This is a genomic window from Limosilactobacillus sp. (assembly GCF_051873035.1).
Lineage (GTDB): Bacteria > Bacillota > Bacilli > Lactobacillales > Lactobacillaceae > Limosilactobacillus.
Genome location: NZ_JBJEEL010000050.1, coordinates 1 through 15,902, shown reverse-complemented (window position 1 = coordinate 15,902; position 15,902 = coordinate 1). Strand labels below are relative to the sequence as shown.

The following is a 15,902-nucleotide window of genomic DNA, read 5'->3' as shown; positions in this document are numbered from 1 at the left end:
CTTAAATAATAATCAACCGCTTTCACCCTCTATCATAAACTAATTTGTGCTTTAAATCACACTTTTCTAAGACATTTTTACCTTTTTTATTCGTTTTCATTGATAAAATTCATCAATAAACATTCAGGTGATAACATTCAGGCCAAAAATATTACTTTATTAACTCAAATGCAAGGTAGTCCGGCCGGGATAATTCGGGGCGGAAATGGTAACCGCCAACTGTAAACTTTTCCACTCCCGCTAAACTATTAATTTGATTTTCCGCCAGGTAACGGACCATTGTCCCCCGAGCCATCTTTGCCTGCGTCGCCTTCTGTTTAATCCGCCCATTGACAACCTCGCCAAAGGCACACTTCACCAGTTGACGCTGGGGAGTCAAATAAGGGCGGATCGCTTTTTCGTACTCAGCCGAGGCCAGGTTTAAAACCAGTTGGTCATCCTGGTACAATTCGTCCGCCAACCGCCTTCCCCAAAATTGGTAAAGATTTTTAGTTCCCGCGACAGTGGCCCGGTCGCCCATTCCTAACCGATAAGGAACGATCCCGTCAAATGGACGTAATAGACCATAAAAGCCGGAGAGAATCCGCAAGTGGTCCTGGATATATGCTAACCCCGCATCCGTAAAGACATCCGGGGCCATATATTGATATTGAAGACCGGTAAAGGCAATAATCGCCGGGGTTAAGTCCCGGGTCAGGTCTAGTTTCTGCAACCAACGGTAGTTTTTATCCGCCAGGCGTTGGCTACAGTTCCACCACAGGCGGTGTAATTGGTCATAACTTAAGCCACGCATCCAAGTTAAAATCTGCTTAGTCAGTGGTAAAAACTGGGGAAGGTCCTGGTAGGGAAAAGAATCGGTATCAACCGTCATGGTCCGCGCCGGTGCAATTATTATTTTCATTTTCTCACTTCCAACAAGTCATCATTTTCGTCTTTTACCTTTTCCTAATGGTACAATGAAAAAGATCATTTGAGCTAACTTAAGGAGGGAAAGTTTTGGCAGAAGAAAAGAAATCTGCAGTTGAACAACGAATTGATAATGCCGTTTATGGCACACCTAAAATCAAACCTGACGAACAGCGCAAGTACCTCGGTACCTTTCGTGAACGCGTCTGTCTAACAATCAGTGTTACACAACTCCATACCCAGAACTGGGAAAAAGCGGTTACCAGCGAATTAGCAAAGGGAATCGGTCAACTGGTCTTTATCAATGGCAACCTCCCCCATGAAGAAGTACACCCCTACATCCAGGCGGCTGCACGGGCCGGTGCTACTTTTACAATGAAGACGGAGCCCGAATTTAAAACGGACCCGACGGCACTAGCGGTTGTGGTGGCTAGTAAAACGGCCGTCTACCAGTCACCAGTGGACGTCCAAAAACGCTATCCACAGCTAGTAGCCACTGCACCAGCGGCTGACCAGCCGACACCGTCAACTAAGAAGCGGGGCCTGCTTACCCGCCTCTTCCACCGGGAGGGACGTTAAATGGAACCACTAGCTTATCGGATGCGCCCCCGCACCCTAGATGAAATCGTGGGTCAGCAGCACCTTGTTGGCCCCGGAAAAATTATTTCACGGATGGTTAAGGCCCGAATGCTTTCCTCAATGATCCTGTATGGTCCACCTGGTACCGGTAAAACCAGTATTGCCAGCGCCATTGCTGGATCAACCAAGTATGCTTTCCGCAAGTTAAACGCCGCCACTGATAGTAAAAAGGACCTCCAAGTCGTCGCCGAAGAGGCTAAGATGAGTGGGACCGTGATCCTGCTATTAGACGAAATTCACCGACTAGATAAGTCCAAGCAGGATTTTCTCCTCCCCCACCTTGAAAGTGGACGGATTATCCTGATTGGTGCCACCACCGAAAATCCATACATCAGCATTAATCCTGCTATCCGGAGCCGGACGCAAATCTTTCCAGTCCACCCGCTCAGCATTGACGAGATCAAGCTAGCACTAGCCCGGGCAATGACCGATAAGGAACGCGGCCTGGGCAAAATGCCACTAGTACTCGCGGCCAACGCCGAGGATCAACTAGCCCGGGCGACTAACGGTGACTTGCGGAGTGCATTAAATGGTCTCGAATTAGCGGCTAAATCAACCGATCCTGGTCCCGACGGCAAAATCCACCTAACGCTTCCCGTCATTGAAGAAAGTATTCAAAAGAAGGCCCTCAGTGCTGATAAGAACGGTGACGCCCACTATGATGTGGTCTCGGCACTGCAAAAATCGATCCGCGGTTCCGACGTTGATGCGGCCCTCCACTACCTCGCACGTTTAATCGCCGCGGGGGACCTGACCTCAATTGCCCGGCGGTTAATGGTCATTGCTTATGAAGATGTCGGCCTCGCCAACATGCCTGCTGTCCAACGAACCGTTACTGCGGTACAGGCAGCACAACAGATTGGCCTTCCCGAGGCCCGGATTCCACTGGCCGACGTGGTGATTGAACTCTGCTTGTCGCCAAAATCGAATTCTGGTATTCTGGCGATCGATAGTGCCCTTGACCAGGTTAAACAGGGAGGCTTTGGGGATATTCCTGACTACCTTAAAGATGCCCACTACCAGGGTGCCGCCAAGCTCGGTCATGGGATCGACTACCAGTTTCCTCACGACTATCCCCAGGACTGGGTTGCCCAGCAGTACCTCCCGGACCGAATCAAGGGTGCACAGTACTACCACCCCAAGCAAAACGGTCGCTTTGAGCAGGCACTAGCTAGGCAGTACTGGCAGCTCCGTCAGGCCCAGCACCACTCTTTAAACGGCCAGCACCACCCAACAAAATAATTGCCTATTCGGCTAAATAATGCTAAGATAAAAATGAAAATTCTGTGGTGTACGCGTTGTCTAAACGCAGGTTTGCCTTACAGTCTTTTTACTTTGGGACTAGTGTCATGCCCTTTTTTACAACATGCCTTTTCACTTGGTAGTTGGCGATTGGACAACCGTGTCCCACCTGTTTTACATACAGGTCAACACTGAATGACAATTAACGGCACTAACGGAGTTTTCGTACATAGTTGAGGGGTCGCAGCAAATCCTTATTTTGCCGCGACCCCCTTAATTTATAACCAACTCATTTTAAAATTAAGCAAAGGAATTGAACAATGCTTTTACCAATTTTCGTTACCCTCTTTGGTCTAATCGCCCTTTTTGAAGGGATCTTCTTTTTAACTCACCTTCACAACCCCTTCTTAATCTTTGATCCTACTAGCAGTAAATTTGTCGCCAGTCAGTTAAAGATCTGGGGCGTTATCATGACGCTAATTGGCCTGATTACCATTGTCGCTGCTTGGACCAATAGCATCGCCTTCATCGTCATCATGGTCGTCATTGGCTGTATTCTAGAGACCCAAATGGCCTTTTCCTTAACCAGTGAATTTCGTGCAAAGTATCACTAGAATCTTTACCGGACCTCGCCGAAAAGTGTATAATAATAGTAAATAAGCTTAAGGAGGCACTATTATGGCACAAACATACAAACACATCCTGGTACCCGTTGATGGGTCAGCAGAAGCTGAATTAGCCTTCAAGAAGGCCGTTGCGGTTGCCAAGCGGAATGGTGAAGATGCGGAATTACGGTTACTGCACGTTGTTGATACGCGGGCCTTTCAAAACATCTCCAGTTTCGATACCTCAATGGTTGAGCAAGTCACTGACACTGCCAAGAAAACGCTGGACCAATACATTGACTACGCCAAGAAGCAAGGCGTTAAAAACGTTAGCTACTCGATTGAATATGGTGCACCAAAGACCATCATTGCCCGTGATGTTCCAAAAGAAATGGGCGCAGATTTAATTATGATTGGTGCCACTGGGCTGAATGCCGTTGAACGAATTTTAATCGGTTCCGTTACCGAATACGTTACCCGGACCGCGGTTTGTGATGTCTTAGTTGTTCGGACTGACCTTAATAACAAGCCAATCGTTAACTCTAAGAAGCGCGACAAGCGTTAATGATAGCCTTACCCTAAAGGTCTCAGATAGTGGTGGATGACCACTATCTGAGGCTTTTTTTCATAACTATTTACGTTTATTCTTCGTTAATGGCTGCTGCCAAAGGGGGTAGGAAGTACATGCAAGGCTAAGGTCAAAGGCGTGTCTATTAAGCTCTTCCCCATCAATTTGCCCATACTGAGCCGGGGATAATTGATATCTTAACTCCGTTCCCCGAAAGACCTTCGCCCGGCCGGAATTTGCCAACCGTCCCAGGGCAAAAAGGAGGATTGAATAGACTAGGGACAATAAATGCCGCTTTTCGAGCACGATTAACTCTAACTCTTGCCGGTCAACGCGCTGGTCTGGTGCCACCCGGATTCCACCCCCGATAAAGGGATGATTACTGGCAATCAGGAGAAAGGCCCGGTCAAATGACCAAGTCTGCTGGTGGGGTTGGGTAACCGTAACTTGGAAAGTCGGTTGGGTAAAAAGCACCTTAATTGCTTTGACAATGTAAGAAAAGGTTCCCAAATGATGGTGGTTCAAAAAATCTTTTGCACGGGAATGGTTCGTCGCATGGACAATGGCGGCGTCAAAGCCTATTCCTAAGTTATTAATAAAGATCCCCGATCGCTTAGTCGCCTGCTCGGTAAACCGGCCAACATTAATAATGTGCTGGTGGTCATTATCTAAGATCTGGCGTAATGCTTGCCGGGGTTGGGGCGAAATCCCATAGCCACGGGCAAAATCATTACCCGTGCCGGCGGGAATATAGGCAACCGGCAGTGCTGGTTGCCGTTGACTGGCTATCAATCCAGCAATTACTTCATGGAGGGTACCATCCCCACCAATTACAATCAGGCAATCAATATCTTCCCGCCTAGTCGCCAACCGTTGCGCTAGTTCGCGCGGGTGTCCGGGGTGGGTACTTTCGACCTTTTCATAGTCAATTCCGGTCTGGGGCAATAATTGCTGGATCGTCCGCCAGACTTGTTGCCCCTTTCCGCTGCCGGCACAAGGATTTACTAAAAATAAATACTTCACTAAACAATTCCTACCTCTCAACGATCAATAGTAATATTATACGTCTTTTTCTTCCCTTCACCTAAGAATAAGAAAGAAGAGTAGGCAGGGCGTACCCTTGTGAGTACAAATAGGCCGCAAACGTTCGAGCTTCGCAAACGTTTGCGGCCATTTGTGTATTGTGCTGTTGACTTTTGATCTATCCAACCGACTTAAGTCATAGCTCCATCCATGGATTTATTTTCTCATCGATTTTGCAGTATTAAGAAGTAATTAAATTAGTGGCATCATAGTTGGTTGGTCTAATACATGTTGGTAACCGGCCGGGGCGTTAACACATTGCGGAATAACATCGACACTTGGAGCGGCACTGGTTACATAACTCTCCTCCAGTGGAATCATATTCTGTACTTCAACGTCGATTGTTGGAATTCCGGCGATATGAATATGGTTATCAATGGCGGGCTCCTTCACAACATCATTGCAGATTTTATGAACATAGATTAGGCTAACTTTCTTTTCACCCTTAACATAACCACTCATAATGAAACGGTGGCCCATCATAGTTCCCTTTTTAACGACACCAAACGCCTTGGTTTGAAGGTCGTGTGGTGCCGTAAAGACTTCATGGGAAACCTTAACATCATCGAATTTAAGACCCAGACGATCACCCATTTCATAGACCGCTGCAATATAATAAGCCGCAATGCCAGCCTTTAACTTGTCCTGAGGGAACTTGTCAGGGTCCATACCATAACCGAAGACCTTTACCCAACTAGAGGTATTATTCTGATCATCTTCACCGGATTGAACGGTTAATTCATCAACATGGTCAACGAGGTTACACAGGTACAGTGGCAGATGAGAAGCGTAAAAACCTGGTAATAGGCCACTCGGCATAAACGTAACTCCATTCTTTTGCGCGGCCGCGTTAATCATCTTATATAAGTCCGGTGTAGTGACTTGTGAGTAGTATAGCGGAATGGTTGTAATACAGTTTTTCTTGGCATTTAAAACCTTAACCATATCTTCTGCACTTGGTGTAAATGCGCCGGTCTCAGGGTCATGACGGAGCGGAGTGTAAACTAGTACCACGTCAGCATCTAACTTTAAGGCAGCGTCGATATCGTCAGTAACCTTAACACCAATCTCCGGAAAGCCAAATAAACCAGCCGCGTCCTTACCGATCTTTTCCGGATCATTATCAACGGCCGCCACCAGCTGAACCGATTGGCGTTCACCGATCATCCGCACGGCGGCTCGACCAACATTACCTAATCCCCAAATAATCACCTTATACTGTCGCATAATAACTACTTCCTTCCTAAAACAGGCTAGCTGAAACATCAGTGCAGAGTGTTATTCGGTTCTAATTCTACTTAAAAAAGTTGGGATCTTTGAATTCAGAGTCAGGATAATGATAAAACCCTTGTCCCGCTTCAACACCGGTATGGCCCGCCTCGATCATTGGCTTTAGCTTATCGGCAATCTTTTTAAAAAGCTCATTGTGGGTCTGCTCATACTGGTTATTGACTACCGCATAAGTCGTCCGTAACCCCACAATATCTTGAATCATAAACGGTCCCAATGGTGAACCATTGGAAATCATCCAATCCTTATCAATCGTGTGGGGATCGGCAACGCCATTAGCCCACAGCGCCATCGCTGCATTTAACAATGGTACCAGTAGCGCATTCATGATATAGCCATGCTGTTCCTTCTTTAATACTACCGGAACCATCTTAATTGAACGGGCAAATGCAACCAGGTCGTCAATAACGGCCGTTGCCGTCTTCGGACTGCCCACAATCTCAGCAACATTATGTTTCCAGATATGGTTAGCAAAGTGTAAGTGGGCAAACTTATCTGGCCGATCAGTAAAAGTAACCAATTCACTTGGTACGAAGGTTGATGAATTACTAGTGATGATCGTCTTTTCTGGTAGCAGTGGACAAAGCTCACTGTAGAAGGCCTTTTTTATCTCCACTGACTCAGAAACTGATTCGATGACCAAGTCGGCATCGGCAACGGTTGCCGCCAGATCATTACTAATACTGGTAATATTGTCCCGGGCTGCCTGATAATCCTCTGCGGTCGCTTGCATTTCTTTCATAAACGGTGCCTTAATTGCCGCTAATCGTTTCTCGGCCCGGTCAATGTGCCGGTTCCAAATCTTGACCTGGTAACCACAGCGAGCAATCTGAAAGGCAATTTGACTCCCCAACACACCGGCGCCAGCAACTACCACATTCTTAATTTCCATAACAACGCCTCCTAAATCTTCTCTGCACACCTTTATCTTACCATAAAATGGTAGCGCTTTCGTAAACACAAAATGGCGTTAGTGGTTAATTATGGTACATACTTATTAACTAATCGTATTTTGGCACACTTTTCATTAAAACTAACGGTACACAAAAAGGACACCGAACATTCGAAAAGGCGAATGTTCGGTGTCCTTTGCGCTGTAGTCATCAATGATCTCAGCACAACTTTTTATAGTCCTTGTAGTTCTTTTTCGATGCTTTCTTCGTTCAATTTCCCGTGGCGGGCAATTGAAAGACTCTTCGCAATTTCCAGGTTTTCCTTAGCCTTATCGTTCTCGCCTAGTTGCTTGTAGGCACGACCAATATATAGGTATAGTTGGTCGAGGATAAAGAGTGAGTCGCGTTCCCGACTCAATTGAATCCCACGCTTGGCACTTTCAATTGCCTTTTCTGGTTCACCTAAGCGCCAGTAAAGCTCAGCAATCTGGCAATTAATTGATGCCCACTGGTGTAGACTACCGATCAACTTCTCGTTATCAATCAGCTTAACGGCCCGGTTGGTTAACCGAATTGCTCGCTCTTGATCATCACGTTTCAAGTATGCTAGCGCCATCCCGGCAGTTGTCATTACCAGGTAAATGTTAGCACTAGTTGTCGCAAATTGAGTTAGAACCAGTTCAAAATTAAAAATGGCATCGTCAATCTTACCATCAGCAATTTGAACCATCCCCAATAGGTAGTAATAACGTTGCTTATCAAAATCACTATTAAGGTTCTTAACACTTACCTTAGAGATTAATTCCTTAGCAGTGTCATATTCTTGATCGGTTAATGCATCAATGATTTTATTAAAAGTATCATTGATTCCGCTAACCTCATTTTCAACAATGCGGTCCGTCTGAATATTAAGACGTTCGCAGATTGCAGTTAAAATATCCATCTTAGGTAAACGGTTTTGCTTTTCCATTAAACTAATCGTCGCTTGAGTACAGATACCTTCAGCTAATGCTGTTTGTGATAACCCTCGCTTGCGGCGAATTTGTTTTAAAACATCTCCACGGAGTTTCATCGATTATCATCCTTCATTAAATATAATGTGTAATATTATTATTAATATCAACTTTCCCAATATTGTATTATAGCACTAATTATAGGATTGTCAGTAAAAGTCCACCAACATTTGACGATGTTAGTCATTTACAATCAAAATGATTATTAAGTAAAAAGCTAAGGGCTACACTATAGGTTTTTCTAGATAGGTCAAAAACGAACGGTGCGGTACACAAACGAGGTCCAAAGTCCGGCAAAAGCCGAGCTCTGGACCTCTATTTGTGCTCGTGGGGCTCGAAAACGGGGTCATTTCCGAATTCTGTCCCGCTGCCCTACTAGTCAATTTTAATACCAATGATCAAAGAACCTAGTTGTACTTCTTCTGGCCGACGTGTTCCTTCCCCAGTTCACGGAAGTCATACTTAATTTGACTGTTCCGCTTAAACTCATCAAGTCCTAATTGGATCAGCTGATCAATTAGGTCAGAATAGGAAATTCCGGAAACCTCCCACATCTGTGGGTAGAGGCTAATATTAGTAAAGCCGGGAAGGGTGTTGGGCTCACTTAGGTATGGCACATTGTTAGAGTCAACCAGGAAGTCAATCCGGGCCAGCCCCTTCATCCCCAGAGCCTTGTATGCTCGTAAGGCCATATCCGTAATTTCATCGGTTAAGTACTGTGGTAACTTTACCGGTAACTCAAAGACCACGCCACTAGCATCAACGAACTTATTTTCATAGTCATAGAACGGGTCGTCCTTTGGTACCCGGACCGCACCTAATTTGGATGCGACGGGATGTTCATTACCGAGAATTGAAATTTCAACCTCTTGCGGGTGGTCAACCCCTTTTTCAGCTAAGACCTTAAAGTCATACTTAAAGGCATCCTTAAGGGCGGCCGCGTACTCGTCCGCATTTGTTACCCGGTGGATACCAACCGATGACCCCTGCTTAGCGGGCTTGATAAAGACTAAGTTCCCCAGTTGTTCTTCCAGACGTCCCCATGAATATTCCGCCTGGTTCTCTGGCGTAATCAAGACGTAAGGCGTATTCCGAATTCCCGCCTCATTCAAGATCTTCTTAGTAAGGTCCTTATCAAACGACATCGCGCTCGCTGCAATGTTAGAACCAACATACGGCTTCTTCAGGAGTTTAAATAACCCCTGCACCGTTCCGTCTTCACCCAAGTTACCATGAATTACCGGGTAGAAAAAGTCCACCCCTGATAACTCGTTAAGGGCCATGATTGGCGCTAACGGCCGGTCCAGGTCCATGTGCTGGTAAGCATCCTTTACCACGTCTGCTTCAGGCTCACCATCAAAGATGCGCTGTGAGTAAGCATTGTTTAGTAAAATCCCATCCTTAGTAAACATAAAGAGACTGACATCATACTTTTCCTTATCCATGGCATCATAAATATTATGTGCTGACCGCTTCGAGACATCGTGTTCTGATGAGTTACCGCCGAATAAGAGCGCAACACGTAATTTCTTCGTCATGTAAATACCACCTTATCAATTAATATTCATAATTTCAAACCGAATTCTCTGAACCTTCAGTATAGCATGAAATCTAATAGTAACCAAGCAGCGATTGAAATTTAACCACTAAAAAAGAAGTGGGGTAGAAGTCGTAACTGACTTCTGCCCCACTCTCGCTTATTGCAACTATTTAACAATTACAATCCAGTTCTTATCCTGGTCACTACTCGACAGGTCCTCGGGCTGGTCGGCTAACTTATCATTAACCTCCACGATGGTCCCCGCAACCGGGCTATCTAAGTCCGTTACTGCCTTTTCTGCCTCTACTGACAAGAACTTACCATTCTTTTCTAGAACCGTTCCCTTTGCCGGTAGGTCAATAAAGCTAACTTCACCGAGGTCATCTCGACCCTGGTCATTTAACCCAACCTTAGTGGTGCCATCGGCCAGTTTAGTCGTCCAAAAGTAGTTATTTTGTGTTGCCATTATTCTTCGCCCCATTATCTAAATTCTCTATTATTACTAAACATATACGAGTGGTGGTGATACCGCATCGACATCACCATTCCGATCCCAATCAGGTTACCGATTAGCGATGATCCACCGGAACTAATGAATGGCAACGGGATCCCCGTCAGTGGTAGTAACCCGATGTTCATCCCAATATTTTCAAAGACGTGGAAGAGGATCATCATGATCACCCCGGTTGAGATATACGCATAAAATTCGTTCTTGGTATCAAAGGTTACCCGAATCATCAGGTAGATCAAGAGGAGGTAAATCAAAATTAATAAGATCCCCCCCACAAAGCCAAAGTTCTCACCAATTACCGAGAAAATCATATCTGATTCCCGGACCGGTACATAGACCTTGGAGTTATTAAAGCCGGTCCCGGTTATGCCACCAGAACCAACGGCCTTAATACTTTGCCACAGCTGGTAACCCTGGTTCGTCGTATCCTGTTCCGGATGTAACCAGGTATCAACCCGGTCGAACTGGTAAGCCTGAAAACCAATGTGTTCAAGAATCGTTCGCCCAACGGTACTGGTAACCATTGCCAAAACCGAACCACCAATCACGGCAAGCCCAATTGCGGCGGGCGCCAAGATCCGCCAAGTAACCCCTGAGACTAGCACCATTCCGGCAAAAATTGCACAGAAGACCAACGCCGTCCCGAAGTCATTTTGGAAGTGTAGTGAAATCAAAACCGGCAAGAGCCATAAGAACATTGTCCCGATTAGTCGCCAGTCAGATTGAACCGTGTGGACAGGATAACGATTATTATGGGTCGTAATTACCCGCCCCATCATTAAGATATAGGCCGGCTTCATAATTTCCGAGGGCTGAAAGGTAAACGGCCCGATCGCAAACCAACTCTTGGCACCGGTATTTACATAGTAGGACCGGCTATAGAATACCAAGATGGCAAACATTAGGAAGATCCCTAGCCAGTAAACAATCGGGGCTAATTTCCACAGCTGTTCCGAATCAAACTGCATAATTACAACCACCAGAATAACCCCGATGACGTACCAGACTAACTGAGTAATTACTGACCGGGCCACACTAACCGGCTGCTGGTCATGAACTGCGGCCACGTAGATCGATGCCAGGCCAATTAACGCCAGCATTAAAACACAGAAGATAATCCCCCAGTCGATTCGGCTTTCTTCATCATTTTGCGAATTTTGCATTACCTAACTCCTTTACGCCAGATTTTTCACAAGTAAATTCCTCTACCGCTGGTGAAGGTGGTATTGCTGAAGGACCATTTCCAATCCTTCTTCTTGTGAACGGACATTAAACTCACTCTGGTCCGCAACCAGTAATGCTTTAAAGCGCTCATTTTCGGTCGTTACTTCACCAATTAAGCGCCGGCCGATAAAAATCTGCTGAACTGGTTGGTGGTGACGTTCGATATCCTTAACGTTTACTTCAATTTTCTTATCTCTTTTTGACACTTTTTCACCCTTATTATTTATGCTGACGCCGGAAAGTAAAATGATCGGGGACCGGGTCGTAGCCACCCTTAACAAAGGGATGACAACGAAGGATCCGGGCCCCGCCAAGGAGAATCCCCTTCAGGCCAAACCGCTGTAGTGCTTCTAGCATATACTGTGAACAGCTTGGATAGTAGCGACAAGCACGGTAAGGCCGCCGGGCCGAAATCCCCTGCTGGTACCAGCGCACTAAGTGACATAATAAGCGAACCATCACTGGTTACTTCTTATTATCTGTCTTTTGCATCCGCTCTAACATTTCACCGGCACCCTTGGCAACATTATCCAGGGGATCTTGGGAAACAACGACTGGAACCTTTAAGCGTGAACTAAAGAGTTGATCAATTCCACTTAATAAGGCGGTCCCACCGGTTAAAATAATTCCCCGGTCAATGATGTCACTAGCTAATTCCGGTGGAATGGTTTCCAAAACGTTAACCGTTGCCGTCACGATTTGCTCTAAGGTATCATGGAGGGCTTCTTCAATTTCGTTTTGGTTAACCGTGATCTGCTTTGGCATCCCCGTAGCAACATCACGACCACGAACGTCCATTTCCTTAGGATCATCAACGTGTAAAGCAGTCCCAATTTCCATCTTGACGTTTTCGGCAGTGTGGTCACCAATTACGAGACCGTGCTTATCCTTGATATAAGCAGCAATATCATTGTTCATCTTGTCACCGGCCATCCGGATTGATTGACTAGCAACAATATCACCTAATGACAAGATGGCAATGTCACTGGTACCACCACCCATGTCGATTACCATGCTACCACGGGGCTTAAAGATATCGAGCCCCGCACCGATGGCGGCAACCTTTGGTTCATATTCCAGGTAAACCTTACCACCACCGGATTGTTCAGCAGCTTGAATAATTGCCTTCCGTTCAATCTCGGTAATGTTCGTTGGGGCACAAATCATGATGTTTGGCTTGGACATGAAGCCCTTGACGCTTAACTTACCGATAAAGTAAGACAGCATTTCCTGGGTAACATCAAAGTCAGAAATTACCCCATTCTTCAACGGACGGATTGCCCGAATGTTGCTAGGGGTCCGACCAACCATCCGGTAAGCCTCTGAACCAACCGCGAGGACCTTATTGGTTTGGGTATCGATAGCGACAACAGACGGTTCGTTTAATACGATTCCCTTTCCCTGAACGTAAATTAGAACGTTTGCTGTTCCTAAATCAATTCCGATATCTTTAGCCATTCAACTTATCTCCTTTTGCAATCATTTTTATCATAACCTGGTAAACCACCAGTTAATTTTTTAGATAATATCGTTGGTATTATACCACAGTTTTACTATTTTACTCCTTTTCTGAGCCCTTGTTTTGCCGTGATCGCCATTCCGGATTAATCTTAAACTTATCTTCAATATTAAGCCGGTCGATCTGGGCGCCAAGGGAGTGTAATTTCTGGTAAAAGTGGTAGTAACCCCGGTCTAAGCACTGCGGATTACGAATTTGGGTAATTCCCTGTGCCGCTAAACCGGCTAGTACCAGTCCAGCCCCAGCACGGAGGTCCGGGGCCGTTACTTCGGCACCACTAAAACTAGTCGGGCCATCCAAGATCGCCACTGATCCAGAGATTTGAAAATTTGCATTCATTCGCCGTAACTCTTCGAGGTGGTCAAAGCGCTTTTCAAAGACGCGTTCTTCCATGGTACTAGTTCCATTGGCTAACAACTGCAAAACCGTCATCTGCGGCTGAAGGTCAGTTGAAAAGCCCGGATAGGGCATTGTCCGGACGTTCGCCGGAATCAAAACACTGGTCCCCAACACCCGTAAGCCATCGGCCTGCTTAATAATGGTAACCCCCATCTCTTCAAGCTTAGCAATCAGGGGCGCATTATGCTCAGGAACGGCATTTTGCACGATCACGTCACCGTTAGTTACCGCTGAGGCCAGCATCCAAGTTCCCGCCTCAATTCGGTCGGGAATAATATCATATTGCGCCCCGTGCAGGTAGTAGACTCCCTGAATCCGGATGACCTTACTACCGGCACCGTGAACCCGGGCTCCCATCTTATTGAGTAAGTTAGCTAACTCAATAATCTCCGGCTCACAGGCAGCATTTTCAATGGTAGTAATTCCTTCCGCCATTGTAGCAGCCATCATAATGTTTTCCGTAGCACCCACACTAGGATAATCAAGTGGAATTCGGGTACCCACCAGGTGGTCACACCGGGCTTCAATAAAGCCAGCATCCTGCCTAATCTGTGCCCCTAATTTCTGTATCCCGTAAACATGCAGGTCAACCGGGCGGGCCCCAATTGAACAACCACCGGGAAGGGCGATTCGCACTTGACCAGTCCGAGCCAACAACGGACCCATTACCAGGATCGAAGCCCGCATTTGGTTAACATAATCATACGGCGCCTCTGATGACAGGGGACAGCTTGCATTAAGCACCAATTGTCGTTGCTTTTTACCATATGCTGTTTTTAAATTTAAAAATCTTAATAGACGATCCATTACCTGGACATCCGTTACCGGTGGAACATTATTGAGGGTCACGGTTCCCTGGACCGCTAAAATGGCCGCTGCCTGCAATGGTAAGGCAGCATTTTTCGAGCCTTCAACGGTCACGTGTCCCTGCAGAGATTGACCACCCTTAATTATTATTTTTTCCATTTTCTCCTCCAGCATCCTTAGCGAACAAGGTAAGTTAAATTACCAATTGCCGTTAAAATCCCCAAGAAAAAGCTCGCACAAAGATAACCAATTGCGGTTGACAGAAGAACAATTGCTAACGGTAACGTTCGCGGTGGACGATGAAAGAACCGTTCCAAGTGAAATCCCTGAATCGCAGTAAAAGCTAACCAGATAAAGATAAATTGTACGACAATCTCTAACAGGGCATGAAGACCTGTCATCTGCACTTGATCACCTTCTTTTCATAAACCAATTTGTATCATATCATATGATCAGTGATAATGGTGGAGTTCACCCAAAGTTTAACCTTATATTAAGAAGGTTAAAAGGCCGCTAGTACCAACTTTCTGGTACTAGCGGCCTTTTAATGGAAGCGTGTTGAACACTCCTCGTAAGTCAATTAAGACTTAATATTTAGTTGTTGCCGTACTTTGAAGCGGCGTTCAAACGGTTAATTGCCCGCTTAAGGTGAGCTTCCGCCCGCGCCAGATCATCACTGTTGTGACTCTTTTTAGCAGCGGCAATTTCAGCTTGTGACCGTTCCTTCGCGCTCTTAGCACGTTCAACATCAATTCGCTCTGGCAGTTCCGCACTATCAGCAGCAATCAATGCCTGGTGACCATCAAATTGGATAATCCCCCCATTAACTGCCGCTACTTCGTCTTCACCGTCAGCATGCTTAACACGAACAACACTGATTTCAAGAGACGCAATCAAGGGCACGTGATTAGCCATGACCCCCATTTGGCCACCCGCAGTGTTCATAATGAGCATCGTTGCTTGATCGTTATCATAAACCGTGCCGTCAGGAGTGATAATAGTGACCTTAAATTTACTGTCAGCCATAAATTATCCCCTCCTAATCTGCTGCGTTTTCTTGTTCAGCATCAGCCTTCATTTTCTTTGCTTTTTCTACAGCGTCATCGATGGTTCCAACCAGCCGGAATGCTTCTTCCGGTAGGTCATCGTACTTACCATCAAGAATGCCCTTGAAGCCTTTAATGGTATCCTTCAATGAAACATACTTACCTGGCGTACCAGTAAATTGTTCGGCAACACTGAAACTTTGCGAAAGGAAGTTCTGAATCCGCCGTGCCCGAGCAACAATCGTCTTTTCTTCATCAGACAATTCATCCATCCCTAAGATAGAAATGATATCTTGTAACTCGTGGTAACGTTGCAGAACGTGCTGAACTTCCGTTGCGACTTCGTAGTGTTCCTTACCAACAATTTCTGGAGTAAGGGCCGTTGAAGTAGATTCCAATGGGTCCACGGCTGGGTAAATACCAATCTGGGTCAGACGACGTTCCAGGTTAGTAGTGGCATCCAGGTGGGCGAAGGTCGTCGCTGGGGCCGGGTCGGTGTAGTCATCGGCAGGAACATAAACGGCTTGAATTGACGTGATAGACCCCTTCTTGGTAGAAGTGATCCGTTCCTGTAACTGACCCATTTCAGTCGCCAACGTTGGCTGGTAACCAACGGC

The 15,902-nt window shown here is 46.0% G+C and carries 19 protein-coding genes; 4 read left to right on the top strand and 15 right to left on the bottom strand.

The window, feature by feature from the left end; all coding sequences use genetic code 11:
• Positions 1-151: 151 nt before the first annotated feature.
• The gene (gene yaaA, locus ACI31H_RS04800) at positions 152-901 is read right to left on the bottom strand and encodes a peroxide stress protein YaaA (RefSeq protein ID WP_439770859.1); all 750 of its coding nucleotides are present in this window, start codon (positions 899-901) and stop codon (positions 152-154) included.
• 95 nt (positions 902-996) lie between these two features.
• On the opposite strand from yaaA, the gene ACI31H_RS04795 reads away from it, so the two are divergent.
• From ACI31H_RS04795 to ACI31H_RS04780, 4 genes are all read left to right on the top strand, one after another.
• Positions 997-1,485 carry a YueI family protein gene (locus ACI31H_RS04795; RefSeq protein WP_439770858.1) on the top strand — a complete coding sequence of 163 codons (489 nt, stop codon included), beginning with the start codon at positions 997-999 and terminating at the stop codon, positions 1,483-1,485.
• Positions 1,486-2,787 (top strand): replication-associated recombination protein A, encoded by a 1,302-nt coding sequence (locus tag ACI31H_RS04790; protein ID WP_439770857.1) that lies wholly within the window; start codon positions 1,486-1,488, stop codon positions 2,785-2,787.
• A 320-nt stretch (positions 2,788-3,107) separates the two neighbouring features.
• The gene (locus ACI31H_RS04785; RefSeq protein WP_439770856.1) at positions 3,108-3,401 is read left to right on the top strand and encodes a hypothetical protein; all 294 of its coding nucleotides are present in this window, start codon (positions 3,108-3,110) and stop codon (positions 3,399-3,401) included.
• Between the two features lie 64 nt (positions 3,402-3,465).
• Positions 3,466-3,957, top strand: a complete 492-nt coding sequence (locus ACI31H_RS04780; RefSeq protein ID WP_439770855.1) for a universal stress protein — start codon at positions 3,466-3,468, stop codon at positions 3,955-3,957.
• 66 nt (positions 3,958-4,023) lie between these two features.
• Here ACI31H_RS04780 and ACI31H_RS04775 read toward each other — a convergent pair whose 3' ends face one another.
• The 14 genes from ACI31H_RS04775 to ACI31H_RS04710 form a co-directional block, all read right to left on the bottom strand.
• A complete protein-coding gene (locus ACI31H_RS04775; RefSeq protein ID WP_439770854.1) occupies positions 4,024-4,983 on the bottom strand; it encodes a diacylglycerol/lipid kinase family protein in 960 nt (319 codons plus the stop codon).
• Positions 4,984-5,235: 252 nt separating this feature from the next.
• Positions 5,236-6,270 (bottom strand): hypothetical protein, encoded by a 1,035-nt coding sequence (locus ACI31H_RS04770; protein WP_439770853.1) that lies wholly within the window; start codon positions 6,268-6,270, stop codon positions 5,236-5,238.
• A gap of 67 nt (positions 6,271-6,337) precedes the next feature.
• On the bottom strand, positions 6,338-7,255 hold the full coding sequence (locus tag ACI31H_RS04765; protein ID WP_439770852.1) for a 3-hydroxyacyl-CoA dehydrogenase: 918 nt from the start codon (positions 7,253-7,255) through the stop codon (positions 6,338-6,340).
• Between the two features lie 203 nt (positions 7,256-7,458).
• The gene (locus ACI31H_RS04760; RefSeq protein WP_439770851.1) at positions 7,459-8,298 is read right to left on the bottom strand and encodes a helix-turn-helix domain-containing protein; all 840 of its coding nucleotides are present in this window, start codon (positions 8,296-8,298) and stop codon (positions 7,459-7,461) included.
• 348 nt (positions 8,299-8,646) lie between these two features.
• Positions 8,647-9,777: a D-alanine--D-alanine ligase family protein gene (locus ACI31H_RS04755; protein WP_439770850.1), complete on the bottom strand. Its 1,131-nt coding sequence runs from the start codon at positions 9,775-9,777 to the stop codon at positions 8,647-8,649.
• Positions 9,778-9,945: 168 nt separating this feature from the next.
• Positions 9,946-10,245 carry a glycine cleavage system protein H gene (locus tag ACI31H_RS04750; protein ID WP_439770849.1) on the bottom strand — a complete coding sequence of 100 codons (300 nt, stop codon included), beginning with the start codon at positions 10,243-10,245 and terminating at the stop codon, positions 9,946-9,948.
• A 14-nt stretch (positions 10,246-10,259) separates the two neighbouring features.
• The gene (locus tag ACI31H_RS04745; RefSeq protein WP_439770848.1) at positions 10,260-11,453 is read right to left on the bottom strand and encodes an FtsW/RodA/SpoVE family cell cycle protein; all 1,194 of its coding nucleotides are present in this window, start codon (positions 11,451-11,453) and stop codon (positions 10,260-10,262) included.
• A gap of 42 nt (positions 11,454-11,495) precedes the next feature.
• Complete coding sequence (locus ACI31H_RS04740; protein ID WP_439770847.1) at positions 11,496-11,720, bottom strand: DUF2969 domain-containing protein; 225 nt, start codon at positions 11,718-11,720, stop codon at positions 11,496-11,498.
• A gap of 13 nt (positions 11,721-11,733) precedes the next feature.
• Complete coding sequence (gene yidD, locus ACI31H_RS04735; RefSeq protein WP_439770846.1) at positions 11,734-11,973, bottom strand: membrane protein insertion efficiency factor YidD; 240 nt, start codon at positions 11,971-11,973, stop codon at positions 11,734-11,736.
• A gap of 6 nt (positions 11,974-11,979) precedes the next feature.
• Positions 11,980-12,972, bottom strand: coding sequence for a rod shape-determining protein (locus tag ACI31H_RS04730; RefSeq protein WP_439770845.1), 993 nt, complete (start codon positions 12,970-12,972; stop codon positions 11,980-11,982).
• Between the two features lie 100 nt (positions 12,973-13,072).
• Entirely contained in the window at positions 13,073-14,398 is a 1,326-nt protein-coding gene (gene murA / locus ACI31H_RS04725; protein ID WP_439770844.1) for a UDP-N-acetylglucosamine 1-carboxyvinyltransferase, read from the bottom strand.
• A gap of 17 nt (positions 14,399-14,415) precedes the next feature.
• Positions 14,416-14,640: a DUF1146 family protein gene (locus ACI31H_RS04720; protein ID WP_439770879.1), complete on the bottom strand. Its 225-nt coding sequence runs from the start codon at positions 14,638-14,640 to the stop codon at positions 14,416-14,418.
• Between the two features lie 193 nt (positions 14,641-14,833).
• Positions 14,834-15,265: a F0F1 ATP synthase subunit epsilon gene (locus ACI31H_RS04715; RefSeq protein ID WP_439770843.1), complete on the bottom strand. Its 432-nt coding sequence runs from the start codon at positions 15,263-15,265 to the stop codon at positions 14,834-14,836.
• Positions 15,266-15,278: 13 nt separating this feature from the next.
• Positions 15,279-15,902 (bottom strand): ATP synthase beta subunit C-terminal domain-containing protein (locus tag ACI31H_RS04710; RefSeq protein ID WP_439770842.1); only part of this gene is annotated, 624 nt, incomplete at its 5' end.